The following is a 24,932-nucleotide window of genomic DNA, read 5'->3' as shown; positions in this document are numbered from 1 at the left end:
CCTGCCTCAGCCGCGGCTCGGCGCGTCCGGTTCCTCGGCGGGGCCGGCCGCGCCCTCGCCCTCACCCGCCGCCGGCTCCTCCTCGCCGAGGAACTCCAGGTCGACCGTCGCCGTGCCGCCGGCGACGTCCAGCTCCGGAACCGCGTCATGGGTCAGCGGGACCAGCAGCTCCTCGCCCTCGGGGCGACGAACCTCGAGCACGTCGCACGAGGGCAGCTCGCGGACGGCCTCGACGACGCCGACCGGCCGGCCGCTGCGGGAGCGGACGGTCAGGCCGACCAGGTCCTCGGGCCAGTACTCGTCCTCGGGCAGGTCCGGGGTGGCCTGGCGGGGGACGTACAGCTCCTCACCACGGAGGGCGTCGATCGCCTCGCGGCTGGCGACGCCGGCCAGGCGTAGCAGCGGCTTGGCGTCGGTGCCCGTGCGGCGGTCGATCGGGCGCGGGGCGCCGGCGACGTGCACCTGATCGACGACGGCCAGCAGGCGCGCCCGCGGACGGGTCACGTAGAAGCTGCCGTCGAGGCCGTGGGGACGGCCGACCCGACCGGCGCTGACGAAGCCGGGCGGCGCCTGCGGGGAGGCGTCACCGGGCGCGGCCGCGGGGGCCACGCCTCAGCCTTCGTCGTCGACGATGTCGACGAGGACGCGCCGGTCCTGGTGGGCGGCGACGACCTTGACGACGGTCCGCAGCGCGAACGCCGTGCGGCCGCCGCGGCCGATCACCTTGCCGTAGTCGCCCTCGGCGACTCGCAGCTCGAGGACGACGGTGCCGTCGTCCTCCTCCTCGATCCGCTCGACCTCGACCGCGTCGGGATCGTCGACGATCGCGCGGGTGAGGTCGGCCAGGAGCTCGTCGATCACCGGGGGCTCCCGCGGATGAGTCGGATCAGGCCTTGATGCCCTGGATGCGCATCAGCTTCTTGACCGCGGCCGACGGCTGGGCGCCGACGCTGAGCCAGTGCTGGATGCGCTCCTCGTCGAGGACGACCGTCGACGGCTCGGTCTGGGCGTTGTAGCGACCGATGGTCTCGATCACGCGCCCATCGCGCGGGTTGCGGGAATCGGTGGCGACGACGCGCCAGACGGGGTTCTTCTTGGCCCCCACGCGGGTGAGCCTCAGTGCGACAGCCACGGACGTCCTTCGTTCAAAACAGGTCTTGGGAACGGCGCACGCGGGTACGAACGCCTGGCGCCAAGGCAGAGAACCTTAGCGGACGGGGGCCGATCGGCGACGTGCGGTCTAGCGCCGCCGCCGACGGGCCGCCCGGCTGCCGCCGCGGACACCGGCCGCGTTGCCCCCGCCGGCACCGGGCATCCCCGGTCCGCCGGGGCCGCCGGCCTGGTTCAGCAGCCCGGCCATGTCGCGCATGCCGCCCTTGGTCATCTGCTTCATGACCTTGCGCATCTGCTGGAAGTTCTTCACCAGCTGGTTGACCTGCTGGACGCTGGTGCCCGAGCCCTTGGCGATCCGCAGCCGCCGCGAGCCCTTGATCAGCTCCGGGTTGCGCCGCTCCTTGGCCGTCATCGAGAGGATGATCGCCTCGACGCGGTCCATCTCGCGGTCGTCGATCTGGGCGCCCTGGAGCTGCGACCCGACGCCCGGCAGCATCCCGAGGACCTTCGAGAGCGGGCCCATCCGCCGGATCATCTTCATCTGCTTGAGGAAGTCCTCGAGCGTGAACTCGTTGCGGCGGAACTTGCGCTCCAGGTCCTTCGCGTCGGCCTCGTCGAACTGGCGCTGGGCGCTCTCGACCAGCGACAGCACGTCGCCCATGCCGAGGATCCGCTGCGCCATCCGGTCCGGGTGGAAGACCTGGAAGTCGCCGAGCTTCTCGCCGGTCGAGGCGAACAGGATCGGCTTGCCGGTGACCGCCTTGACCGACAGCGCCGCGCCGCCGCGGGCGTCGCCGTCGAGCTTCGACATCACCACGCCGTCGAAGCCGGCCGCGGCCGAGAACTGCTCGGCGACGTTGACCGCGTCCTGACCGGTCATCGCGTCGACCGTCAGCAGCACCGTCTGCGGGCGGACCGCGTCGCGGATCGCCACCAGCTCGGCCATCAGCTCGGCGTCGACGTGGAGCCGGCCGGCGGTGTCGACGATCAGGACGTCCTTGCCGTCCTGCTTCGCCTGGTCGAGCGCCCAGCGCGCGACGTCGAGCGCCGGCAGCTCGGTGCCGCGGTCGTAGACCGTCGCCCCCGCCTGGCCGCCGACCAGCCGCAGCTGCTCGACCGCGGCCGGGCGCTGGACGTCGCAGGCGGCGAGCGCGACCGAGGAGCCCTTCTCCTCCTTGAGGTACTTCGCCAGCTTCGCGACCGCGGTCGTCTTGCCCGAGCCCTGGAGACCGGACATCAGGATCACCGTCGGCGGCCGGGGCGAGAACTCCAGCTCGATCGACTCGCCGCCGAGCAGCCCGACGAGCTCCTCGTGGACGATCCCGACCACCTGCTGGCCGGGGTTCAGCTGGCCGAGCACGTCGGCGCCGAGGCAGCGCTCCTTGACCGTGTTCGTGAACGACTTCACGACCTTGAAGTTGACGTCGGCCTCGAGCAGCGCGAGACGGATCTCGCGCATCGCGGCGTTGACGTCGGCCTCGGTCAGCGTGCCGCGCTGGCGGACGTCGTCGAGCGTGGCCTGGAGCTTCTCGGAGAGCGCGTCGAACACGGGCCCGTCAGTGTCGCACGGCGCGGGCCGCGCGGGGTCGGCGGCTGGTCAGCGGAGCGGGTCGGGGTCGGGGTCGGGGTCGGGGCCGTCGACGTCGTCCCACTCCTCGGCCGGCGGCTCGGCCCCGACCTCGTCGTCCTCCTCGTCGGGCTCGACCGCGACCGCCTCCCCCGCCTGCTCGCGGGCCAGCCGCCGCAGCCGCCGGAGGTCGGCGGCCATCATCCGCGACAGCTCGGCGGCGATCCCGCGGCGGGCGATCCGCAGGCTCAGCGGCAGGTCGAGCCCGATCCGCATCGTCGCCCGCGAGCCGCCGTCGCCGGTCGCCTCCAGCTCCAGCACCACCCGCGCGGTGACCGCGCGCCAGTCGACCTCGACCTCGAGCAGCTCGGGCACGATCGCCCGCCGCACGCGGACGTCGAGCACCAGCGCGATCCCGCCGTGGCGGACCCGCGGCCGGAAGTGGAGGAAGCCGCGCGGCCGGACCTCGCGGACCTGGACCAGCCAGCGGTCGATCGTGCCCGGCTCGACCGTCAGCGGGAAGGCGACCGCCGGCGGCAGCGGCAGGTCGACGCTGCGCTGGATCCAGTGCATGGCGCGCGACGGCGACCGGAGGCGCGACCGCGGCGACGAGCGTCGCGGTCGCGGTCGCGCGGAGGGCGGCTAGGCCGCCGGCCCGCTGGTCGGCGGCTTGTCGCCCGGGTTCAGCACGCCGCCGATCCCCGACAGCGCCTTCGTGAACTCGGACGGGATCACCCAGACCTTGTTCGCCTCGCCCTTGGCCAGCTCCGGCAGCATCTGCAGGTACTGGTAGCTCAGCAACTCCTGGTCGGGCCGGCCGGCGTGGATCGCCTCGAAGACGGTCCCGATCGCCTTCGCCTCGCCCTCGGCGCGGAGGATCGCCGACTGCTTGGCGCCCTCGGCCTTCAGCACCGCCGACTCCTTCTCGCCCTGGGCGGTGAGGATCTGCGACTGCTTGACGCCCTCGGCGTTGAGGATCGCGGCGCGGCGGTCGCGCTCGGCCCGCATCTGCTTCTCCATCGCCTCCTGGATCGACCCGGGCGGATCGATCGCCTTCAGCTCGACGCGGCCGACGCGGATGCCCCACTTGCCGGTCGCCTCGTCGAGGACCGTCCGCAGCTGGCCGTTGATCTCGTCGCGCGAGGTCAGCGTCTGCTCCAGCGTCAGGCCGCCGATCACGTTCCGCAGCGTGGTCACCGTCAGCTGCTCGATCGCCTGCATCGGGTTGGCGACCTCGTAGGTGGACGCCTTCGGATCGGTGATCTGGAAGTAGAGGACCGTGTCGATGCCGACCGAGACGTTGTCCTCGGTGATCACCGCGTTCGGCGGGAAGCTGACGACCTGCTCGCGGAGGTCGAGCAGCGGCAGCAGCCGGTCGATGAACGGCACCGTGATCCGCAGGCCCGGATCGAGCGTGCGCTGGTAGCGCCCCAGCCGCTCCACGATCCCGGCGCGGGCCTGGGGGATGATGCGCACCGTCTTGGCCGCCAGCAGCAGGGCGAACAGCGCGAGGATGGCGAGGATGGCGATGACCACGGGAAGCTCCTGGGTTCAGCGTCGGGGAGGCCGGAGACTAGTCGCTGGCGCGGCGGCCGTCAGTCGGTGACGATCGCGGTCGCGCCGCGGATCTCCAGCACCGTGACCGTGTGGCCGGCCGGGATCTCGGCCCCGTCCTCGGTCCGCGCGGTCCAGACCTCGCCCTCGAGCCGGATCTGGCCGGCGCCCTCGGGACCGGTCAGCGGCTGCAGCACCAGCGCGGTCCGGCCGATCAGGGCCGCGGTGCCGGTCCGCGTGGTCGAGGGCTGGCGCAGGTGGCGGCGGGCGATCGGGCGGAAGAGCAGCATGCAGACCGCGGTCACGACGGCGAAGACCACCACCTGCGGGGCCAAGTCACCGCCGGCGCCGGCCACGATCGTCGCCCCCGCCGCCCCGGCCGCGAAGGGGGCCAGGAACAGCGACAGCGTCAGCGCCTCGGCGACGCCGAAGCCGACCGCGATCAGGAGCCAGACGATCCAGTCCTCCATTGCCGCGGAATCTACCGGGAGCGGAGCCGCGCCAGCGAGCGCGGACCGTCGCCCGCGGCGGCCGCCCTCAGCCCGCGGCCAGCGGGTCGCGCTCGTCCGGGCGGATCAGGGCGCTGGCGAAGTCGTCGGCGTCGAACGGGCGCAGGTCCTCCAGCGCCTCGCCGATCCCGATCAGCTTGACCGGGATCGACAGCTCCTGGGCGATCGCGATCGCGATCCCGCCCTTGGCGCTGCCGTCGAGCTTGGTCAGGACGATCCCGGTCACCGGCGCCGCCTGCGAGAACTCCTTCGCCTGGCGGAGCCCGTTCTGGCCGGTGGTCGAGTCGACGGTCAGGAGGATCTCGTGCGGGGCACCGGGCATCTGCTTCTCGATCACCCGCCGGACCTTGGCCAGCTCCTCCATCAGCGGCAGCTGGGTGTGGAGCCGGCCGGCGGTGTCGACGATCACCACGTCGGCCCCGGCCTCGCGACCGCGGCGGACCGCCTCGAACGCCACCGACGCCGGGTCGCTGGCCCCGCCCGGCACGCTGGCCACGACCTCGACGCCGGCCCGCTCGCCCCAGATCTGGAGCTGCTCGACCGCCGCCGCGCGGAAGGTGTCGGCCGCGCCGAGCACGACCTTCTGGCCGAGCTGGGTCGCCAGCGTGTGGGCCAGCTTGCCGATCGAGGTCGTCTTGCCGGTGCCGTTGACCCCGCAGACCATGATCACCGTCGGCCCGTGGCGGAGGTCGATCGTGGCCTCGCCGTCGGGCCGCGCCGCCTCGGCCAGCAGCTCGGTCAGGCGGTCCTGCAGCGCCGCCGGATCGGTGGTGCCGCCGGTGGTCGCCTCCTGCTCCAGCCGGCCGACGATCTCGGCCGTGGCCTTGGCCCCGACGTCGGCCATGATCAGCGCCTCCTCCAGGCGCTCCCAGGTCTCGTCGTCGAGGTTGTCGAAGAGCGTCTGCGTCAGCTCGGCGCCGAGCGCGTCGCGGGTCTTCTTCAGGTTCTGGCGCAGCCGCTTGAAGAAGCGACCGCGCTTCTCGGGCGCGTCGGCGGCCGCGGTCAGCGCACCGGCGCGCGCCTCGTCGAGGGTGAAGAGCTCGGTCCACTCGCGCGCCATCGCCGCCGACGATAGCGCCGCGTAGGATCGGCGCGTGCCCGCCTCCCCCGTCCGTTTCACCGTCGAGCGCTCCGACGCGCAGCCGGGCACCGGGCTGCTGGACGCGTTCCTGGCCGAGATCGAGGCGCTCTACGGTCCGCCGACCGGCCCCTGGCCCTCGGCCGACCCCGACGAGCTGGCCGCTCCCGGCGGCGCCTTCCTGGTCGGCCGGATCGACGACCGGGCCGTCGCCTGCGGCGGGGTCAAGACGATCGAGGTCGCGGTCGAGGAGGGCGGCGCCCCGCGCCCGATCGCCGAGATCAAGCGGATGTACGTCGCCCCCGACGCCCGCGGCCGCGGCGTCGCCCGGGCGCTGCTGGCCGCGCTCGAGGAGCAGGCGCGGGCGATCGGCCACGACGTCGTGCGGCTCGACACCGGGCCCGACCAGCCCGACGCGCTGCACCTGTACCGCTCGGCCGGCTACCGCGACGTGCCCGACTACAACGGCAACGCCCGCGCGACCCACTGGCTGGAGAAGCGGCTCGGCTGAAGCATGCGGGCCCTGGTCACCGGCGCCGCCGGCTTCATCGGCAGCCACCTGGTGGCGACGCTGCGGGAACGCGGCTGGCAAACGATCGGCGTCGACCGGCGGCCGGGAGCGGACGTCACCGGCGACATCGCCACGCTCGACCTCGACCCGCTGGTGAGCGGGGTCGACGTCGTCTTCCACCTGGCCGGCCGGGCCTCGGCCCGCGCCAGCTGGCGGACCGCCTTCGACGACTACCTGCACGACAACGTCCGCGCCACCCAGCGGCTGCTGGAGGCCGCCCACGCGGCCCGCGTCGGGCGGGTGGTGCTGGCCTCGTCGTCCTCGGTCTACGGCGACCCCCGGCGGCTACCGACCCCGGAGGACGCGCCGCTGCGGCCGATCTCTCCCTACGGCGCGACCAAGCTGATGGCCGAGGGGCTGGCGACCGCCTACGGCGCCCAGGGCCTCGACGTGGTCGCGCTCCGCTACTTCACCGTCTACGGCCCCGGACAGCGGCCGGACATGGCGCTCCAGCGGGCGATCGCGGCGGCGCTCGGCGGCGGCGAGCTGCTGGTCTTCGGCGACGGCCGCCAGAGCCGCGACTTCACCTACGTCGCCGACGCGGTCGCGGGCACGATCGCCGCCGCCGAGCGCGGGCCGGCGGGCGAGGTCTACAACCTCGGCGGCGGCGAGCGGGTGACGCTGGCCGACGCGCTGGCCCAGGTGCGGGCGCTCTGCGGCGGGCGGCTGCGGACCGTCCCGGCCGCGGCCCACGCCGCCGACGTCCGCCACACCGCCGCCGACACGACCCGCGCCCGGCGCGCGCTCGGCTGGGAGCCCGGCTGGACCCTGGCCGCCGGGCTGGCCGTCCAGGTGGCGGCCGAGCGGGACGCGCTCGGCGCCGCCGGCTGAGCCCGAGGCCCAGAGCCCGGCCTCCGGCGCCCGCTCAGCGCGGCAGCAGCCCGGCCCGCTCGCGGCGGACGCGGGTGGCGCGAGCGGCCTGGTCGTCGAGCGGCCGCCGGAAGGGGACCACGTGGTGGCGCTCGCGGAACGGCGCCGCCTCGTCGACGACGTTCCAGCCGGCCGCGGTCACCAGCCGGTCGGCGGCGGCGTAGAGCGAGGCCGCCGGGTGGACGTCGCGCCAGACCACCCCGCGCGGCAGCCCCGGCGGGCGCCGCGGGGAGACCAGCACCAGCGGCACGTCGACGCCCTCGATCCGCTGGTGCTCGCGGGCGGTCGCCACCAGCTCCAGCGTCTCCTCGTCGGGGCCGCTGTGGACGACCAGCCAATGCGGCCCCGGCGCCGCCCGCCGCGGCCGGTGCTGCTCGCGCTCCGGCGTCAGCTCCTCGACCACGTCGCTGCGCTCGCGCAGGAACCGCTCGTGTTCGGGCTCCAGCGGCTCCAGCAGGTGGGTGACGGCGAAGTGGATCCGGCCGGCCCCGATCCGCTCGCGGTAGCGCGACCAGCGCAGCCGGCGGGCGACGTGGCGGATCGGCACGCCCTCGATCCCGTCGAGCTCGCCGAGGATCCCGAGCGGGAACGCGTCGACCACCAGCTCGCTCGGCTGCTGGACGGCGATCAGGTCGCGGATCCGCCGCGGCTCGCGCTCCAGTCCCTGGGCGACCCGGACCACCGGCAGGCCGCCGGTGACCCGCTCGTCGCGGGCGAAGCGCGAGGCGGTCAGCAGCGCCGCGCGGTCCTCCAGGCCGAGGGTCCGGATCACCCGCCGGGCCCGCACCAGGTGGCCGAGCCCGCCGCCGATCGCGTAGTACAGGACCCGGCCCGCGGTCACGCCGACCAGCCTCCCGCGACCGCGGTCTCCGCCGCCGGGCGGGGCTCGCGGCGGACGTCGGCCAGCGCGGCCAGGTAGCGCGCCGTCTCGTCGCGGGCGTCGAGCTGCTCGACCGCCAGCGCCCGGCAGGCGTCGGCCAGCGCGGCCGGGTCGAGCGTCGCCGCCCGCTCCAGCGCCCAGGCGCAGCCGGCCTCGTCGCCGGCCTCGAACAGCAGCCCGGTCTCGCCGTCCGTCAGCACGTCGGCCATCCCCGCCACCCGCGAGCCGATCACCGGGATCCCGAGCGCGACCGCCTCGACCAGCACGTTCGGCAGCCCGTCGTAGAACGAGGGGATCGCCACCCAGTCGCAGGCGGCGTACCACGGCAGCAGCTCGTAGCGGTCGAGGAACGGCAGCGCCGTCCACGAGAGCTGCTCGCGGTGCTCGGCCAGCCAGGCCTCCATCGCCGGGTCCAGCTCGCCCGCCAGCAGCAGGTGGAAGGCGTCCGCCCGCCCCGAGCGGACCAGTGCGTCGAGCAGGAAGGTGCCGCCCTTCTTCGGCTTCAGGTGGCCGAAGAGGCCCAGCACCCGCCGCCCCGCCGGCACCGTCGCCGCCCGCCAGTCGGCCGCGGCGGCGCGGTCGGAGGGGCTCAGCGTCCAGTCCTCGAGGTCGATCCCGTTGGGGATCCAGCGGACGGGCACCTCGGGGTGGAGAGCCGAGATCCGCTCGACCTTGTCGCGCGCGACCGCCGCCACCAGCGCCGAGCGGCCGAGGGCGTCGGCCAGCAGCGGCCGCCGGCGGGCGGAGAAGACCGCGGCGTCGAAGTCGTTGCCGCGGATCAGCGTCACCAGCGGCACCCCCAGCCAGGCGGCCAGCACCGGCGCGACGGTGATCGGCCGGGTGCCGCCGAAGGCGACCACGTGGGTCAGCTGCTCGCTGACCGGGTCGGCCCGCAGCGCCGACCAGGCGCGGTTGAAGGCGTGCGGCGGGTCGTCGTCGACCGGGCAGGCGAGGTAGCGGCCGCCGGCCTGCCGCTGGATCGCGAACGGCGCGCTGCCCGGTCGCGCCCGCGGCACCACGTGGAGGACGTCGACGGTCGCGCCGGCGCCGCGCAGGCCGCGCACGATCCGGTCGCAGGACTGCGCCATCCCGCCGCGGGCCGGCGGGTAGGTCTCGGTCACCCACAGCGGACGCAGCTCAGGAGTCACCGAACCCGCCGCCGTCGTCGTCCGCGAAGTCGTCCTGCTCGTGCCAGCGGTAGCCGTCGCCGGCCCAGTAGCTGTCGTGGCTGGCCCACCAGACCGGCTCGTAGCCATGGTCGTCGTAGTAGCGGCGGCGGTAGCGGGCCGTCCGCGCGCGGGCGTGGACCGGGTCGAGGACCGCGTCGGGCCCGCGGCCGCGGGCTGGCTCGACCACGCTCAGGTCGGCGGTGGCGGCCTCCTCCGCCTGGCGCGCCGCGCACTCGACGCAGACCCGGGCGTCGACCCGCGGCGCCAGGTGCTCGTGGCACATCCGGCGCCCGCAGAGGTCGCAGGTGGCCGTCGCCGGCCGGTCGCAGTCGCGGAGCGTGAAGAACCCGCGCTTGCCGGCGCAGGGATCGAGGCCGGCGGTCACAGCTTCTTCCTCCGGGCCGGCTCGACGCGGCCGTAGGCGCGGGCCAGCAGGTCGACGACGTGGGCCGGATCGATCGGTCCACCGGCGCCGCTGGCCTTCACCACCCGCCGCTCGCGGACGACGGTGCGGCCGTCGCGGGCGGCGATCCGCTCGCGGTCGGTCGGCGGCAGCGCCCCGCCCCCGGGCCCGGCGGCGGCGTAGTTCTTGGCCGGGAAGGCGACGGCCACGTCCAGCTGGACCCGCCGCTTGTCCTTGACCTTGGTCTTGATCTTGCCGCGCGGGTTGCGCTTGGTCCGGCGCGAGCGGCGGACGTGCTCGACCGCCTCCAGCCGCACGTCGGCGCCGTCGGCGAAGCGGACCCGGGCGTGGAGGAACGGGTCGGCGTAGAAGAAGTCGACGATCCGGTGGTAGGCGCCGCGGGCGTAGGGGTCGCTCGACCCCGTCTGCTTCTCGTCGGCGGTCGGCCCGCGGAGGTCGAGGCCGAGGGTCAGCGGCGCGTCGTCGGCGGCGTCCTCGGCCAGCAGCGGCAGCAGCGGCAGCGCCAGCCCGAGCGCCGCGTCGCCGAGGTCGAGCCGCTTCAGCCGCCCGCGCCGCAGGTGCAGGACGACGATCGGGACCGTCACCAGCACCAGCAGCGCCAGCGCGACCAGCGGCGCCAGGAAGAGCAGCACGAAGACCAGCAGCCCGCCGCCGAGGTAGAGCCACAGCAGCGCCTTGCCCGCCCGCGAGCGCGCGGCGTCGGCCTGGCCGTCGAGCACCTGCAGCGGCGCCAGCAGCGCGTGCCACTCGTCGGCTGATCGCTCGCCCTGGACGACCTTCGTCCGCAGCAGCTCGCGCTGGTCGGCGGAGAGCGCGCCGAGGCTGGCGCGGACGCCCGTCACGGGCGCACCGCCGGCGCGTCGTCGAGTCCGATCGCGGGCACGGGGCGCATTCGATCACGTCGCGCCGCCAACGTCGAGTAGCAGTCGCGGAGGGCGTCGGTGGCGTGGGTCCAGGTCAGCCCCGCGGCGACCCGCCGGCGGCCGGCGCGGCCCATCTCCGCGACCCGCTCGGGGTGGTCGAGCAGGACCCGGATCGCGCGCGCCAGCTCGGCCGGCCGGTCGGGGTGGACCAGCCGCCCCTCGACCCCGTCGTCGACCAGCTCACGGACCGCCGGCAGGTCGGAGGCGACCACCGCCGTCCCCGAGGCCATCGACTCCAGCAGCTTCAGCGGCGAGCAGCCCTGGACGACGTTGCGCTCGCAGTCGCGGAGCGGGGCCAGCGAGAGCGCCGCGTGCTCGCGCCACGGCGCCAGCTCGGCCTCGGGCAGCGCCACGTGCCACTGGACGCGATCGGCGACGCCCAGCCGCTCGGCGAGCTTGACGTAGGGCTTGGTGCGGCGGCGGTGGACCGACGAGCAGACGACCAGGCCGAGGTCGTCCAGGTCCTCCAGCCGGGCCAGCGCCCGCAGCGCCGTGTCGAGCCCCTGCCACGGCTGGACGGCCCCGAAGTAGAGGAGGTAGCGCGGCGGGGCGGCGGCCGGGCGGGCGGTCGCCGGTGGCAGGTCGGCGCCGTTGGGGATCACGTGCAGCCGCTCGCGGCCGACCCCGCGGGCGGCCAGCGCGGCGGCGATCGCGTGGGCCGGCGTGACCACCGCGTCGGCCGCGTCGAGGCAGCGCCGCTCCAGCTCGGCGACCCGGTCGAGGGTCGCGCGCGGGATCCGCGGGAACAGGAACGGCAGCTCGATCGAGGGCAGGCCGTTGACCTCGTAGACCAGCGCCGGCCGCGCGCCCGGCGGGCGGTCGGCGAACCGCTCGACGATCGGCAGGCCGCTCCAGGGGTCGCGGAAGTGGCACAGCTCGAGCGTCTTGGCGTGGTCGTCGAGCAGCACGTCGAGCCGCGCCCCGAAGGCCAGCGCCCGGGCCAGGAAGCGCGGCTCCGGACGCTCGAAGCGGACCACCTCGACCGGGCCCTCGCGCTGGTACGGCGGCAGCCCGTCGCCGCCGAGCACGTAGAGCAGCCCGCCGCCGTGGTGGTCGAAGAGCGTCCGCGCGAAGCGGTCGATGTGGACGGCCGAGCCCTTGCGCGACGGGAAGCGGTCGAACGACGCGTAGAGCGCGCGGTGGCCGGCGGCCGGGGGCATCGGCCGCCCACCCTAGCGTGGGGTCAGCCCGGATCCGGGCTCAGCCGGCGGCCGAGAGCCCGGGCAGGTGCGGCGTCTGGTCGCCGTCGCGCTGGTCGAGCCGGCGCGAGACGACCTTCGAAACGCCGTCGCCGCCCATCGAGACGCCGTAGAGGGCGTCGGCGACCTCCATCGTCCGCTTCTGGTGCGTGACGACGATGAACTGGGCGCGGTCCTTGTAGCGCCGCAGCAGCTGCAGGAAGCGGTCGATGTTGAGGTCGTCGAGCGCGGCCTCGACCTCGTCGAGCACGTAGAAGGGGCTCGGCTTGGCCAGGAAGACGGCGAACAGGAAGGCGATCGCGGTCATCGTCTTCTCGCCGCCGGAGAGCAGCGTCAGCCGCTTCATCGACTTGCCGGCCGGGGTGATCTCGATCTCGACTCCGACGTCGTCCTCGCGCTCGACCTCGTCCTGGTCGGCGTCGTCGAGCGACTCCTCGCCCTCCCCCTCGCCGTCGGCCTCGTCCTCCGTCTCGCGGACCAGCCGCAGCCGGCCGGAGCCGCCGGGGAAGACGTGCCGCGACAGCTCCTCGAAGTTGCGGGCGCAGGCGGCGAAGGTCTGCTCGAAGGTCTCGCGGATCTGGCGGTCGGTGTCGCGGACGAACGCCCGCAGCTCGCGCAGGGCCGTCTCGAGGTCGGTCCGCTGGGCCTCGATCTCGTCGACGTGCTCGCGGGCCTCCTCGTAGGCCGCCTGGGCCAGCGGGTTGACCGGGCCGAGCGTCTCGCGGCGCTTCTGGAGCCGGGCGATCCGCTGCCGCAGCTGCTCGGCGGTCTCGGCGTCGAGCGGCTCCTCGGCCGGCTCGGCGGGCAGCCCCAGCCGCTCGGCCAGCTGGCCCAGCTCGAGCCCGATCTCGTGCTCCTGGTCGCGGGCCCGCTGGGCGGCGACCTCGGCCGTCGTCAGCCGGTCGCCGATCCGCCGCAGCCGCTGGTTGAGGTCGGCCTCGCGCTGGGCGCAGGCCCGCAGCCGGCCGGCCACGTCGTCGCCGGCGGCGCGGTCCTCGGCGACCGCCTGCTCCAGCTGGGCGTGACGGTCGCGGACGGCGCGCAGGGCGGCGGCCAGCGCCTCGGTCAGCCGCTCGCCGGCGGGGACGACGGCCTCGTCGGCGGCGATCGCCGTCTCCAGCGTCGTGACCCGCTGCTCGCGCTCGGCCCGCTCGCGCTGGAGCCGCTCGGCGGTCCGCCGCTCGGCGGCCAGCTCGCCGAGGATCTGGGCCCGGCGGACGGCGGTCGGCCCCTCGTCGGGGGCGTCGCGGCGGCGCTGGAGCGCGCGGGTCGCGTCGCGCAGGGCCTCCTCGGCGTCGACGACCGCGCGCCGCGCCTGGCGGGTCCGCTGCTCGGCCTCCTCGCGCTCGTGGGCCAGCTCGGCGACCTCGTCGCGCAGCGCCTCGACGTCGGCGACGGCGGCCTGCTCGGCCTGGACCGCGCGCTCGCTCTCGGAGACCAGCCGGTCGCGGCGGTTGCGCTCGGCCAGCACCCGCTCCTCGCCGCCCTGGGGCGAGCGGTGCAGCTCGCCGCTGCCGACGTCCCAGACGTGGCCCTCGGGGGTGGCGAGGATCCCGGCGAAGCCCTTCGGGGCGGCGTCGGGCAGCGCCTCGACCAGCCAGGCGTCGGCCAGCAGCCGGCGGACGATCGCGACCCCGGCCGCGTCGCCGCTGACCTCGTCGGCCAGCCGGCGGGCGTCGGCGATGCCCGGCCCGCTGGCGCCGTCGGGACCGTCGCCCGGCCCGGCGTCGCCGGCCAGCAGCACCCGGGCGCCGTCGCGGCCGCCGCCGTCGAGCAGCCCGCGGGCCGCGGGCAGGTCGTCGGCGACGCTCGCCCCCAGGCGGCCGTCGAGCGCGGCGGCGACGGCCAGCTCGGCGCCGTCGGCGACCCGCAGCCCGTCGGCCAGCGAGGCGCCGCGGCTGCCCGCGCCGTGGGCGCGCAGGAACTGGTTCGCCTTCGCCAGCTGGGCGCCGACCGCGGCGGCCTCGCGGCGGGCCGCCTCGGCGGCCTGCTCGAGCGCCCGCCGGCGGGTCCGGATCGCCTCGCCGCGGGTCTCGACCTCGGCCGCCTCGGCCTTGACCGCGTCGGCGGCCGCGGTCGCCTCGACGACCTTGCCCTCGGCGACGACGCGGGCCGCCTCCAGCACCTCCAGCTCGCGCTCCAGGGTCTCCTGGCGCTCGCGGTTGAGCGCCTCCAGCTCCTGCTCCAGCGCGGAGATGCGGGCGTTGCCGGCCTCGTCGGGCTTGTCGGCGGCGGCCGCGGCCCGCAGCTCCAGCAGCTGCTCCTGGCGGCGCTCGATCCGCTCGGCCAGGTTCTGGCGGCGGTCGGCGACCCGCTCCAGCCGCAGCTCGATCCGGTCGGCCGCGGCGGCGGCGCGGCGGGCGCGCTGGGCCAGCCGGTCGCGCCGCTGGGCCTGCTCGGCCAGCGCCTCCTCGGCCTCGCGGCGCTCGGCGACGACGGCGTCCAGCTCGCCCTGGGCGGCCTCGCGCTCGGCGCGGGCGGCGGTCGTCTCCTGCTCGGCGGCGGCCAGCTGGGCGCGGCGCTCGCGGAGCCCGTCGCGGACCAGCTCCCAGCGGGCCTCCGTCGTCTGCCGCTCCAGCCGCTCGTGCAGCTCGGCCGCCTCGGCCTGGCGCTTCAGCGGCCCCAGCTGCTTGCGGGCCTCCTGCTCGACCAGCAGCGCCTGGTCCAGGTTCTCGCGCGTGCGCTCCAGCTTCAGCTGCGCCCGGCGGCGGCGCTTGCGGTGCTTGCCGAGGCCGGCCGCCTCCTCGATCAGCAGCCGCCGGTCCTTCGGCTTCGAGGTCACGATCGCCTCGACCCGGCCCTGCGAGACCACCGAGTGCGCCTCCTTGCCGAGCCCGGTGTCGGAGAGCACCTCCTGGACGTCGGTCAGCCGGCACTTGGCCCCGTTCAGCCGGTAGCCGCCCTCGCCCGAGCGGTCGAGCCGGCGGACGACCGAGATCTCGGAGACGGGCAGGTCGACGGTGCCGTCGGAGTTGTCGAGCACCAGCTCGACCTCGGCCGCGCTGCGGGCCTGGACGCCCTTGCCGCCGCCGAAGATCACGTCCTGCATCGACTGGCCGCGGATCGCCAGCGGCCGCTGCTCGCCGAGCGCCCAGAGGACGGCGTCGGTGACGTTGCTCTTGCCCGAGCCGTTGGGGCCGACCACGACCGAGACGCCCGGGTCGAACTCCAGGCGGGTGCGGTCGGGGAACGACTTGAACCCCTTGAGGGTGACGGACTTCAGGTGCATCTGGCCGGGGGGATCAGGCGGACACCCCGAGGGTGGCGATCGCCTCGCGGGCCGCCTCCTGCTCGGCCAGCTTCTTCGAGCGACCGCGGCCGGAGCCGACGACGGCGTCCTCGACGGTCGCCTCGACCACGAACGTGCGGGCGTGCGGCTCGCCCAGCTCCTCGACCACCCGGTAGACGACCGCGCGGCCGCGGGCCATCAGCCACTCCTGCAGCTTGCTCTTGTGGTCGGCGGGGTGGTCGAGCGACTCCTCCAGCTCGGGCGCGAAGGCCTCGACCACGGCCAGCGCCGTCGTCTCGTAGCCGTGCTCCAGGAAGCAGGCGCCGATCACCGCCTCGCAGACCGAGGCCAGCACCCGCTCGGTGCGGGTCAGGTCAGCGACCCGGGTCTGGAGGTTGGCCGGGGCGATCTCGGCCATCCGCCGCGGGACCTCCAGCCGCTCGGCGACCCCGCGGCAGGCGGCGCCGGAGACGGTGCCGGCGCGGACCTCGGTCAGGCGGCCGGCGCCGAAGCGGTCGGCGTCGAGGGTCCGGAAGAGGTGGGTCGAGACGGCCAGCTCGAGCACGCTGTCGCCGAGGAAGGCCAGCCGCTCGTAGCTGTCGGCGCGACGGCTGGTCCACGAGGCGTGGCTGAGCACCTGCCGGCGGAGGCCGTCCGGCAGCGCGTCGAGCAGGTCGCGCAGCCGGTCGGTGGCGGTGCTCTCGTTCACGGCGACCGCCTACGCGGCCGCGGGCAGGTGCCGCAGGACGGCGTCGACGGCCTCGCCGACGGTGGTGATCTGCGCGGCCTCGTCCTCGGGCAGCTGGACGCCGTGGGTGTCCTCCAGCTCCTGGACCAGCGTGAACAGGTCCAGCGAATCGGCCTCGAGGTCCTCCCGCAGGCGGGTGGTCTCGGCGATGGCCTCCGGGTCGACCTCCAGCTCGTCGGCCAGATGGCGCCGGACGATCTCGAACACCTCGTCGCGCGTCATGGTCGGGAAACGCTAGCTGGTGGGGCGGGCGGTGGCGATCTCGGCCCCCGCCGCCCCGCCGGTCCGGCGCAGCGCGCCGGCGGCCTGGAGGTCGTGGTGGACCAGCTCGACGACGTCGCGCTCGACCCCGCGGGCGGCCCGCACGATCGCCTCGGCGAAGCCGTTGCGGGTGAAGCGGCCGTGGGGCACGACGCCGAGCGAGCGCAGGCCCAGCAGGTAGGCGCCGCCCGGGCCCTCGGGGTCGATCTCGCGCCGGAAGCGGCCGAGCGCCGGCTTCAGCAGCAGCCCGCCGACCATCGCCATCGGGTTCGACTTGGCGGCGGCGCGGATCTCGCGGACGACGGTCTGCGAGACGCCCTCGATCAGCTTCAGCGTGACGTTGCCGGTGAAGCCGTCGGTGACGACGACGTCGGCCGCGCCCTCGGTGACGTCGGTGCCCTCGATGTTGCCGACGAAGTCGACGTAGGGGTTGTCGGCCAGCCGCTGGCGCAGCAGGCCGTGGACCTCGACCACGTCCGGCGTGCCCTTGGTCGGCTCCTCGCCGTTGGAGAGCAGCGCCACCCGCGGTCGCTCGATCCCGAGCACGGTGCGGGCCAGCGCGGCGCCCATGAAGGCGAACTGGACCTGGTGGTCGGGCCGCGACTCGACGTTGGCGCCGACGTCGACCAGGGTCACGGGCGCCTTGCCGGGGATCGGCAGCGGCAGCGCCAGCGCCGGGCGGTGGATGCCCTTGGCGCGGCGGACGTGCAGCAGGCCGGCGGCCAGCGCCGGGCCGGTGGCGCCGGCGACCACGAAGGCGTCGGCCTCGCCGGCGGCGACGGCGCGGGCGACCTGGACGATCGACGCCTCTGGGTTGCCGCGGACGGCGGTCACCGGGTCGGCGGCCTTGGCGATCGAGATCGGGGCGTCGATCACCTCGATCCCGGCCACGTCGCCGACCACGGCCCGCAGCTCGGCGGCGGGGCCGTAGAGGCGGATGTCGATCCGCTGGCGGGCGGCGATCAGGGCACCCTCGGCGACCTCGGCTGGTCCGAGGTCCGCTCCGGTGGTGTCGACGGCGACGGTGACGGTCACGGGCGGGGAACGGGGTGCGGTGGTGGGCGCGTGGGACGGACCGGCGCCGGCGCAGGGGCCGGCGATGATGGTCGGGCGACGCGAGGGGCCCGTTCGCGCGCGGCGAGCGGGCCGGGTCGGGAACCGGTGGCGGGCGGCGTCGGCCAGCCTACCGTCCCGGGACTAGAAGTCGGTCGAGCTCTTCGGCGCGACGACCACGCGGCCGTCGTAGTAGCCGCAGGTGCCGCAGACGCGATGCGGGATCCGGGGGCTGTGGCACTGCGGGCACTCGTTGACCGTCGGGCGGGCAGCCTTGTGCTGCGCGCGCCGCTTCGCGGTACGGGCGTGCGACTGCTTCTGCTTGGGGACGGCCATAAGGATCGGAATGGTACGGAATCGGGCGTCGGGATGATCTGCGGTGTCATTTTGGGACCGCAGCGGTCATTTCGTGCCAGCGAGCTGCTCAGCCGCCGCAGTTCGCCCGCCAGTGCCGGCGGACCGGACCGGCGTCGCCGCGCAGCGCCGCGCGGCCCTGCCGCCGGTACTGGGCCGCGACCCCGCCGCCGTCGGTGGCGACGGTGTACCGCCAGCCGGCGCTGGCCAGCAGCGTCCGCGCGGCGCGCTCGCGGCCGGAAAGGTCGCCGGCCGCGTCGGCCCGCAGGTAGGCGCGGTCCCAGCGGCAGCGGGCGTAGCCCTCGACGACCACCCCGATCCCGCTCCGTTGCATCAGGCCCTCGTCAGCCGGGTAGCGGGCCAGCAGCGGCCCCCAGCCGTCGCCGGGCGGCAGCGGCACGCCGGCGGTCAGGCCGCGGACGACCCGCACGATCCCCGGGCTGCTGGTGTCCAGGTACTCCTCGCCGGGCGTCGACTCGCTGTCGTCGCGGCCGGGGAAGAAGCCGCTGTGGATCCCGACGTAGGTGGCGACGGCGGCCGACGGCACGCCGAGCAGCGCCACCAGCGCCAGCACCAGCGACGTCCGGCGCGATCGCGATCGCGAGCGCGGGCGGCGGGCGGCACCGGCGGTGGTCCGCGGGGTCGCCGCGATCTCGTCCGCGGCGGCGGCCAGCAGCTCCGGCGGCAGCTCCGGCGCGCGGCCGTCGGTGAGCGGGTCGCCGTCGCGCAGGCGCGGACCCAGGTCGCCGAGCGGATCGGGGGTGACGGTGGTGGTCATGCGGGGCGCTCCTCGCGGTCGCTGATCGGTCCCCGCTCGCCCGCGGGCGCGGGCGCGACGGGGCGGGCGGGGCCGACGACGGCGGTGGCGGCCGCCTCCTGCTCCTCCAGCGTCCGCCGCAGCCGCTGCCGCGCCCGGTGCAGCCGGACCCGCACGACGGCCGGCCGCAGGCCCAGCGCCACCGCGGCCTGGGCCGGCGTCAGGCCCTCCCAGGCGATCAGCGTCAGCAGCCCGCGATCGAGGTCGGAGAGCGCGGCCAGCGCCCGCTCGAGCTCGCCGTCGCGCTCGCGCCGGACCAGTGCCCCGGCCGGGTCCTCCCCCGCCGCCGCGCCGACGTGCCGGCGCAGCTCCTGGCCGAGCCGGGTCCGGCGGGCGGCGCCGCGGCGCTGGTTGGCCAGGGTCAGCCGCGCGGTGCCGAACAGCCACGGGCGGGCGTCGGCGCCGGCCGGGACCTCGTCCAGCCGCCGCCAGGCGACCAGGAAGACGTCCGAGACCAGGTCGGCGGCGTCCTCCGGCGTCGGGCAGCGCCGCAGCGCGTACCCCAGCAGCGCCTGGGCGTTCTCGGCGTAGAGCGCGGCGAACCGCTCGCGGTCCGCGGGGCGCTGGAGATCGTCGTCGTCCACGCCCCCTACCTGTCCGGACCGCGGCGGGCGTTACCCCGCCGCGTCCCTCACTGCCCCTCGACCAGCCGTCCCTCGTCGTCGAACCGCAGCCCCTTCAGCGCCGCCCAGCGGGGATCCGGCCCCTGGTCGTGACGGTGGTCGGGGTCGGCGTTCAGGTCCGCCCCGCACTCCGGGCAGAGGCCGCGGCAGTCCTCGCGGCAGAGGATCCGGCTCGGCAGCGAGAAGACGAACGAGTCGTTCGCCCAGCGGGCCAGCAGCAGCTCGTCGCCCTCGACGTAGTCGCTGTCGAGCTGCTCGTCGCGGCCCTTCTGCTCCAGCTCGCGGACGTCGACGTCGATCTCGGCCGCGGTCGGCTGCAGGCAGCGCATGCAGGGACCGGCGACGCGGGTCGAGAACCGCAGCCGCAGCGCGTAGCCGCCGCCGATCATCCGCGAGAGGTCGAGGCGGGCGGTCGGCGTCGCCGGCTCGGGCACGTAGCCCTGGGTGCTCAGGCGGACGCCGTCGAGCGCGACCGGCAGCTCCAGCCGGCGCCCGTCGCCGGGCGCCATCCGCAGGGTCGCGAGGTCGAGCCGCTCCTCGAGCTCTGCTTCGGGATCGGGGGCCATGGCCACAGGGTAGCCCGGCGCCGGGCGCGGCAGCCGGGCTCAGGCGCCGACGCGGCGGTAGCCGAACCGCTGCGGCAGACGCAGCAGCTGCGGCACCGTCACCAGCCGGTAGCCGCGGGCCCGCAGCCCGCTGACGATCCGCGGCAGCGCCGCCAGCGTGTTGCCGCGCGGACCGCCGCCGTCGTGCATCAGCACGATCCCGCCCGGCTGGACGGCCAGCGCGCGGGCGACGATCGCGTCGCTGCTCGGCGGGCCGCGCCAGTCGTCGGTGTCGACCGACCAGAGCACGTCGACCATCCCCAGCGACCGCACCTGGCCGGCGAGGGTGGCGCTGGTGGCCCCGCCCGGCGGCCGGAAGACGCACGGCGCCGAGCCGGTCGCGCGCTCGATCGCCTGGCTGGTCGAGCTGATCTGCCCGGCGTTGCCGCCGGCCACGTTCTGGTGGCTCCAGGTGTGGTTGCCGAGCGCGTGGCCGTCGCGCAGCATCCGCCGCAGCAGCGGGGCCTGGGCCTCGACCTGGCGGCCGATCATGAAGAAGGTCGCCGGCACGTGCAGCTGGGCCAGCCGATCGAGGAACTGCCCGGTCAGCAGCCAGGGGCCGTCGTCGAAGGTCAGCGCGACCTCCTTCTCCGACCGCGGCGGCGCCTGGCGGACGGTCAGCGGTCCCTGCGGCGTGCAGCCGACGGGGACCGGGCGGCGGACCTCGTAGCGGGCGACGCCGCGGGCCGGCGCGCGGTCGCGGCAGTCGCCGGCGTCGGGGCATGCGTCGCCGCCGGTCCACTGGCTGCTGGCGCTCCAGCGGACCGGGCCGAGCCGGTGGCCGAGCGCCGCGATCGGGCCGCGGACCTCGATCGTGCGGCCGTCGATCCGCCGCACCCGCGCCGCCGACGCCGTCCAGCGAAGCGGCTGGCCGCTCGCGCCGATCGTCGCCAGCCGCGCCCGCAGCCGCTGGCCGTTCCAGCCGACGCAGAGCCGCGAGGACTCGCGGTCGTCGCGGCGGTGGGTCGAGAGGCAGATCCGGCGCCCCGCCCCCGCCCGCAGGTCGGCGGCCTTCCAGGGGTGGGCGGTCAGGACCCGCCAGACCAGCTCGTCGCCCTCCTGCACGAGGCTGGTGCGGCGCAGGTCGACCGGGCCGCGGTCGTCGCCGCTGGTGACCACCCGCACCGATGCCGGCTGCGGCAGCAGCGGCGCGGCCTGCGCCGCCGCCGTCCCGCCGCCCGCCAGGACCGCCACCGCGGCCGCCAGCGTGGTTCCCCGCCTGCCCCTGATCGCCCTCACCGTGGCCACCCTGGCACAGCCCGACGACGGACCGGGCCGGATGAGCGGGGGCGCGCCAGCCGCCGCTCAGTCGCCGGCGACCGGCAGCTCCTTCAGCTCCCGCTTGAGGACCTTGCCGGTCGCGTTGCGCGGCAGCTCGTCGAGGAAGACGACCTCGCGCGGGACCTTGAAGCTGGCCAGGTTGGCCTTCACGTGGCCCTTGATCGCCTCCTCGTCGAGGCTGGCGCCCTCGTCGAGGACCACGAACGCCCGCAGCCGCTCGCCCCACGACGGGTCGGGGACGCCGAGCACCGAGACCTCCTTGACCCCGTCGAGGTCGGCGATCAGGTCCTCGACCTCGCGCGGGAAGACGTTCTCCCCGCCCGAGACGATCATGTCGTCGTCGCGGCCGTCGACGAACAGCCGGCCGTCGTCGTCGAAGTGGCCGACGTCGCCCGAGGAGAGCAGGCCGTCGATCACGTCCTTGCCGCCGCCGCCGGTGTAGCCGTCGAACTTCATGTCGTTGCCAACGAAGATCCGGCCGACCGTGTTGGGCGCGGTCACCTGACGACCCTGGTCGTCGTAGAGCCGCACCAGCGTGCCCTGCGGGGCGCGGCCGGCGGTGCCCGGCGCGGCGCGCAGGTCGACCGGGTCGGCGATCGTCGCCCAGCCGACCTCGGTCGAGCCGTAGAGGTTGTAGAGCACGTCGCCGAGCCGGTCCATCGCCCGGATCGCCAGCTCGCCGGGCAGCGCCGAGCCGGAGAGCGCGACGATCCGCAGCGACGAGAGGTCGTGCTTGGCGATCTCCTCGTCCGGCAGCTCGAGGATCCGCTGCAGCATCACCGGCACCACCGGCAGCACCTGGCAGCGGTGCTCGGCGATCGCGGCCAGCGTCGCCTCGGGGGTGAAGCGGCGCTGGAGCACCAGCGTCGACCCGAGCGCGAAGCCCATCGTGAAGTGCAGGTAGCCCCAGGAGTGGAACATCGGGGCGGCGAGCATCGTCCGCTCCTCCGACCGCAGCGGCATCCGCGAGAGGATCTGGGCCGCCGGGTTGAGCGACTTCGGCTGCTGGCGGGCGGCGCCCTTCGGGGTCCCGGTGGTGCCCGAGGTGAGGATCACCATCCGGCCGCGCTCGCCGGGCGGGGCCAGGTCGCCCCGGTCGCCGCGCGCGATCAGCTGCTCGGCGGTCGGCTCGCCGGTGGTGTGCTCGCCGGCGCTCGCGTGGGTCCAGACGACCCGCTTGAGGTCAGCCGCGCCGGGCGCCACCAGGCCCTGGAACTCCTGGTCGTAGACGGCCACGACCGGCTTCTCGCGGGCCAGGACGTCCTTGATCTGGGGGCCGCTGAACATCGTGTTCAGCAGCAGCTGGTGGACGCCGAGCTTCGACGCCGCGACGATCGTCTCCACGAAGCCGCGGTGGTTGCGGCACATCACCGCCAGGCTGTCGCCCTCCTTGACGCCCAGCCGCCGCAGCTCGTGGGCGAGCGCGTTCGAGCGCTCGTGGACCTCGCGGAAGGTCAGCGAGCCGGTCTCGTCGATCAGCGCCAGGTTGTCCGGCCGGCGGACCGCGTTCATCGTGTAGCCGGCGGCCGGCGTCGGCCCGAAGCCGCGCAGCGCCCGCAGGATCTTCGGCACCTTCTGTGGCGCCATCGGCCCGACGACCCCGGCGGTCGTGAGCTGCTGGAGCGTGAACGCCGTCTTGCCGGCGGACGCGGCGACCTTCTCGAGCGGGGCGGGGAGAGCCATGGCGCCGAATCCTACTCGGAGGTAGCCGCCGGAGGACTGGTCCGTCCGGCCACGCATGCGGCGTCCGCGCCCGCGGTGCTCTAGCGTCCTTCGCGTGTCGCGCTGGTTCACCGAGTACGGCCTCGACGAGGTCGCCGACGGGCTGCACGTCGGGGCCCTGCCCCGCGACGGCGACGACGTCGCGCAGCTGGCCGCCCGCGGCGTGACCCGGGTCGTCAGCCTGGTCGACGATCCCGAGTACGGGGACGGCGAGCACGAGGCGGTCGCCGCCGCCTACGCCGCCCACGGGATCGCCGAGCAGCGGGTGCCGGTGACCGACTTCGGCCACCTGCTGCCCGGTCACCTGGAGCGGGCCGCGGCGCTGGTCCGCGAGGCCCGCGAGGCCGGCGATGTCGTCTACCTGCACTGCCGCGCCGGCTGGCAGCGGTCGGTGGTCGCCGCGGCCGCGTCGCTCGCCGAGCAGGACGGGCTCGACCCGCTCGGCGCTCTGCGGGTCGTGATGACCCGCCGCCGCGGCGCCGACCCGCTCCCCCACCAGGTCACCGACCTGGTGCGGTGGTGGTCGGCGCGCGCGGCCTGAGCCTGGATCCACCGATCCTCGGGTCGCCTCGCCGCGGATGACCGGCGACGGTGGCCACGCCACAGGATCTGATGGTCACCGACCGTCATCACCTGCGGCCCGACCACCGTCTTGGCCCTCCACGCCGAGGCTCAACCGACCACCGGTGGATCCAGGCTGAGGCCGGCTCAGCGGTTCCAGTCGGGGTCGTAGCCGCCCCGCGCCAGCAGCGTCCGCGGTCCGCCGTCGAAGGGGATCGCCACCACCCGGGCGGTCGCCGTGTCCTCCAGCCCGCCCTCGACGGCGAGGATCGTCGAGCCGTCGCGCGAGAGCCCGCCGCCGATCGGGCCGCGCTCGTCGCCGAGCCGGCGGGTGCGGCCGCTAGCGACGTCGACCGCGACCGCGTAGGAGGTGTCCTGGCCGCCGAACTCGGCCAGCAGCCGCTGCCCGTCGGCCGAGAACGCGGTCGGGAAGAGGCCCGAGAGCAGCCACGGGATCCGCTGCCGGGTCAGGGTCCGCCGGCCGCTGCCGTCGGGCCGGATCAGCCGCAGGTTGTACTTCGGGCCGTCCTCGTGGCGGTGGCGGCCGGTCGGGCGCGCCCAGCGGGCGTAGGCGATCGCCGTCGGGCCCCAGACCGGCACCTGGCTGTGGCCGTCGCTGGTCAGCCGCCGCGAGCGGCCGTCGGCGACGGTCGCCACGTGCAGGTCGGAGCGCGGGAAGCTGTCGTCGCGCGTGCGCAGGTCGTAGACCAGCTGGGTCGAGTCGGGCGAGAACGACGCGCCGCTGAACCAGCCGCGGGCGATCGTCCGCCGGCGGCCGCTGGCGACGTCGACCAGCACCAGCCGCCGCCGGCCCAGCTCGCGGCCGGTGGTGGCCGCGATCCAGCGACCGTCGGGCGACCAGGCGAAGGCGCCCCACTGGAAGTGCGGCAGCAGGTCGCGGGCCGGGCCGCCGGCCGCCGGGGCGACCCGCAGCGTGGCGTCGCCGGCGCTGGTCATCGGCGTCGCCCAGCTGACCAGGCTGCCGTCGTCGGAGACGTGGGCGGTCGAGCCGGCGGCGATCCGGCGGGCGCCGCTGCCGTCGTCGGCGGCGACCCAGACCGACTGGTGGGCGGTGCCCTTGGTGTAGACCAGCGTCGCGCCGGCCGGTGCCGGGACGGCGGCCAGCGCGGCGGCGGAGACGAGCAGCGCCGCGACGGTCCCCCCGCGGCGCGTCCGGAATCGTGGAGCCACGGGGCCCCTCCTCGGGTCGGAACGGTTCGAGGTTGCCGACCCTAGAACGTCGACGGGCGGCCGACGACCGCCCGTACGGGGGATCCGTGTCCCCCTCGCTCTTCGCGGCGCGCGGCCGGGCCGCGCACCGCCGGGCGGCTAGCGCTCGGCGGGCTCCAGCTCGGCGTCGTCCTTGCCCTGCAGCCGCTCACGCCCACGGCGGACCGCGGCGATGAACTTCATCAGGTTGACCTCGAGGGTGTTGAGGATCTCGTCGGCGTAGTCCTCGGCGCCCAGGCGGATCTCCCGCTCGCGGGCCCGCGCCTCGTCGACGATGTCGTCGGCCTCGCGCTCGGCGAGCTTGACGACCTCCTGCTGGGAGACCAGCTCGACCTGCTGCTCCTTGCCCTCCTTGATGATCCGCTCGGCCTCGCGCTTGGCCTCGGCGAGCATCTCCTGACGCTCCTTGACGATCCAGCGCGCCTGCTTGATCTCTTCCGGGATCGTCGCGCGCATCTGGTCGAGGATGTCGAAGATCTCCTCGCGGTCGACGCGCACCTGATCCGTGAGAGGAACGGGCTTCGCGTTGTGAACGAGATCGTCGAGCTTGTCGATGAGGACCAGAACGTCCATGGCAGCCTTCCGTTTCGC

The 24,932-nt window shown here is 75.6% G+C and carries 28 protein-coding genes; 3 read left to right on the top strand and 25 right to left on the bottom strand.

What is annotated here, in order from left to right:
- Positions 1-6: 6 nt before the first annotated feature.
- The 8 genes from rimM to ftsY form a co-directional block, all read right to left on the bottom strand.
- Positions 7-609 (bottom strand): ribosome maturation factor RimM, encoded by a 603-nt coding sequence (rimM, locus tag SH587_RS07530; RefSeq protein WP_320669972.1) that lies wholly within the window; start codon positions 607-609, stop codon positions 7-9.
- A 3-nt stretch (positions 610-612) separates the two neighbouring features.
- Positions 613-861, bottom strand: a complete 249-nt coding sequence (locus tag SH587_RS07525) for a KH domain-containing protein (RefSeq protein WP_320669971.1) — start codon at positions 859-861, stop codon at positions 613-615.
- Between the two features lie 25 nt (positions 862-886).
- The gene (gene rpsP, locus SH587_RS07520) at positions 887-1,132 is read right to left on the bottom strand and encodes a 30S ribosomal protein S16 (protein ID WP_320669970.1); all 246 of its coding nucleotides are present in this window, start codon (positions 1,130-1,132) and stop codon (positions 887-889) included.
- Positions 1,133-1,240: 108 nt separating this feature from the next.
- Positions 1,241-2,662: a signal recognition particle protein gene (gene ffh / locus SH587_RS07515; RefSeq protein ID WP_320669969.1), complete on the bottom strand. Its 1,422-nt coding sequence runs from the start codon at positions 2,660-2,662 to the stop codon at positions 1,241-1,243.
- Between the two features lie 48 nt (positions 2,663-2,710).
- The gene (locus SH587_RS07510) at positions 2,711-3,253 is read right to left on the bottom strand and encodes an SRPBCC family protein (RefSeq protein ID WP_320669968.1); all 543 of its coding nucleotides are present in this window, start codon (positions 3,251-3,253) and stop codon (positions 2,711-2,713) included.
- 69 nt (positions 3,254-3,322) lie between these two features.
- Positions 3,323-4,216, bottom strand: a complete 894-nt coding sequence (locus SH587_RS07505) for an SPFH domain-containing protein (RefSeq protein ID WP_320669967.1) — start codon at positions 4,214-4,216, stop codon at positions 3,323-3,325.
- Between the two features lie 59 nt (positions 4,217-4,275).
- Complete coding sequence (locus tag SH587_RS07500) at positions 4,276-4,704, bottom strand: NfeD family protein (RefSeq protein ID WP_320669966.1); 429 nt, start codon at positions 4,702-4,704, stop codon at positions 4,276-4,278.
- Between the two features lie 67 nt (positions 4,705-4,771).
- A complete protein-coding gene (gene ftsY / locus SH587_RS07495) occupies positions 4,772-5,803 on the bottom strand; it encodes a signal recognition particle-docking protein FtsY (protein ID WP_320669965.1) in 1,032 nt (343 codons plus the stop codon).
- Positions 5,804-5,837: 34 nt separating this feature from the next.
- Between ftsY and SH587_RS07490 the strand changes: the two genes are divergently transcribed.
- Positions 5,838-6,332, top strand: a complete 495-nt coding sequence (locus SH587_RS07490) for a GNAT family N-acetyltransferase (RefSeq protein WP_320669964.1) — start codon at positions 5,838-5,840, stop codon at positions 6,330-6,332.
- A 3-nt stretch (positions 6,333-6,335) separates the two neighbouring features.
- Positions 6,336-7,223: an NAD-dependent epimerase/dehydratase family protein gene (locus SH587_RS07485; RefSeq protein WP_320669963.1), complete on the top strand. Its 888-nt coding sequence runs from the start codon at positions 6,336-6,338 to the stop codon at positions 7,221-7,223.
- A 34-nt stretch (positions 7,224-7,257) separates the two neighbouring features.
- On the opposite strand, the gene SH587_RS07480 is transcribed toward SH587_RS07485, so the two are convergent.
- The 15 genes from SH587_RS07480 to SH587_RS07410 all read right to left on the bottom strand — a co-directional run bounded on the left by SH587_RS07480 (position 7,258) and on the right by SH587_RS07410 (position 22,511).
- The gene (locus SH587_RS07480; RefSeq protein WP_320669962.1) at positions 7,258-8,103 is read right to left on the bottom strand and encodes a hypothetical protein; all 846 of its coding nucleotides are present in this window, start codon (positions 8,101-8,103) and stop codon (positions 7,258-7,260) included.
- Complete coding sequence (locus SH587_RS07475) at positions 8,100-9,290, bottom strand: glycosyltransferase family 4 protein (RefSeq protein ID WP_320669961.1); 1,191 nt, start codon at positions 9,288-9,290, stop codon at positions 8,100-8,102. The genes SH587_RS07480 and SH587_RS07475 overlap by 4 nt, the downstream gene beginning before the upstream one ends.
- Positions 9,280-9,696 (bottom strand): hypothetical protein, encoded by a 417-nt coding sequence (locus tag SH587_RS07470; RefSeq protein WP_320669960.1) that lies wholly within the window; start codon positions 9,694-9,696, stop codon positions 9,280-9,282. The genes SH587_RS07475 and SH587_RS07470 overlap by 11 nt, the downstream gene beginning before the upstream one ends.
- Positions 9,693-10,577, bottom strand: a complete 885-nt coding sequence (locus SH587_RS07465) for a hypothetical protein (RefSeq protein WP_320669959.1) — start codon at positions 10,575-10,577, stop codon at positions 9,693-9,695. The genes SH587_RS07470 and SH587_RS07465 overlap by 4 nt, the downstream gene beginning before the upstream one ends.
- Entirely contained in the window at positions 10,574-11,818 is a 1,245-nt protein-coding gene (locus SH587_RS07460; RefSeq protein ID WP_320669958.1) for a glycosyltransferase, read from the bottom strand. The genes SH587_RS07465 and SH587_RS07460 overlap by 4 nt, the downstream gene beginning before the upstream one ends.
- A 40-nt stretch (positions 11,819-11,858) precedes the next feature.
- Positions 11,859-15,086 (bottom strand): chromosome segregation SMC family protein, encoded by a 3,228-nt coding sequence (locus SH587_RS07455; protein WP_320669957.1) that lies wholly within the window; start codon positions 15,084-15,086, stop codon positions 11,859-11,861.
- Between the two features lie 13 nt (positions 15,087-15,099).
- Positions 15,100-15,795 (bottom strand): ribonuclease III family protein, encoded by a 696-nt coding sequence (locus SH587_RS07450; RefSeq protein ID WP_320669956.1) that lies wholly within the window; start codon positions 15,793-15,795, stop codon positions 15,100-15,102.
- Between the two features lie 9 nt (positions 15,796-15,804).
- Positions 15,805-16,056 (bottom strand): acyl carrier protein, encoded by a 252-nt coding sequence (locus SH587_RS07445; RefSeq protein WP_320669955.1) that lies wholly within the window; start codon positions 16,054-16,056, stop codon positions 15,805-15,807.
- A 12-nt stretch (positions 16,057-16,068) separates the two neighbouring features.
- Positions 16,069-17,130, bottom strand: a complete 1,062-nt coding sequence (gene plsX, locus SH587_RS07440) for a phosphate acyltransferase PlsX (RefSeq protein ID WP_320669954.1) — start codon at positions 17,128-17,130, stop codon at positions 16,069-16,071.
- 162 nt (positions 17,131-17,292) lie between these two features.
- Positions 17,293-17,484: a 50S ribosomal protein L32 gene (gene rpmF / locus SH587_RS07435; protein ID WP_007577852.1), complete on the bottom strand. Its 192-nt coding sequence runs from the start codon at positions 17,482-17,484 to the stop codon at positions 17,293-17,295.
- Between the two features lie 88 nt (positions 17,485-17,572).
- Positions 17,573-18,280, bottom strand: coding sequence for a hypothetical protein (locus SH587_RS07430; protein WP_320669953.1), 708 nt, complete (start codon positions 18,278-18,280; stop codon positions 17,573-17,575).
- A complete protein-coding gene (locus SH587_RS07425) occupies positions 18,277-18,903 on the bottom strand; it encodes an RNA polymerase sigma factor (RefSeq protein WP_320669952.1) in 627 nt (208 codons plus the stop codon). The genes SH587_RS07430 and SH587_RS07425 overlap by 4 nt, the downstream gene beginning before the upstream one ends.
- Before the next feature lie 47 nt (positions 18,904-18,950).
- Complete coding sequence (locus tag SH587_RS07420) at positions 18,951-19,508, bottom strand: YceD family protein (protein ID WP_320669951.1); 558 nt, start codon at positions 19,506-19,508, stop codon at positions 18,951-18,953.
- A 39-nt stretch (positions 19,509-19,547) separates the two neighbouring features.
- Positions 19,548-20,786: a polysaccharide deacetylase family protein gene (locus SH587_RS07415; RefSeq protein ID WP_320669950.1), complete on the bottom strand. Its 1,239-nt coding sequence runs from the start codon at positions 20,784-20,786 to the stop codon at positions 19,548-19,550.
- 66 nt (positions 20,787-20,852) lie between these two features.
- Positions 20,853-22,511 (bottom strand): acyl-CoA synthetase, encoded by a 1,659-nt coding sequence (locus tag SH587_RS07410; protein WP_320669949.1) that lies wholly within the window; start codon positions 22,509-22,511, stop codon positions 20,853-20,855.
- A 94-nt stretch (positions 22,512-22,605) separates the two neighbouring features.
- On the opposite strand from SH587_RS07410, the gene SH587_RS07405 reads away from it, so the two are divergent.
- On the top strand, positions 22,606-23,091 hold the full coding sequence (locus SH587_RS07405; protein ID WP_320669948.1) for a protein-tyrosine phosphatase family protein: 486 nt from the start codon (positions 22,606-22,608) through the stop codon (positions 23,089-23,091).
- A gap of 167 nt (positions 23,092-23,258) precedes the next feature.
- On the opposite strand, the gene SH587_RS07400 is transcribed toward SH587_RS07405, so the two are convergent.
- Positions 23,259-24,302 carry a TolB-like translocation protein gene (locus SH587_RS07400; RefSeq protein ID WP_320669947.1) on the bottom strand — a complete coding sequence of 348 codons (1,044 nt, stop codon included), beginning with the start codon at positions 24,300-24,302 and terminating at the stop codon, positions 23,259-23,261.
- A 138-nt stretch (positions 24,303-24,440) separates the two neighbouring features.
- Positions 24,441-24,839, bottom strand: coding sequence for an ATPase (locus tag SH587_RS07395; RefSeq protein WP_320669946.1), 399 nt, complete (start codon positions 24,837-24,839; stop codon positions 24,441-24,443).
- Positions 24,840-24,932: the final 93 nt, after the last annotated feature.

The sequence above is a fragment of the Patulibacter defluvii genome (assembly GCF_034096925.1).
GTDB classification, from domain to species: Bacteria; Actinomycetota; Thermoleophilia; order Solirubrobacterales; family Solirubrobacteraceae; genus Patulibacter; species Patulibacter defluvii.
The sequence above is the reverse complement of the archived record's forward strand: the minus strand, read 5'-3'. Positions and strand labels throughout refer to the sequence as shown.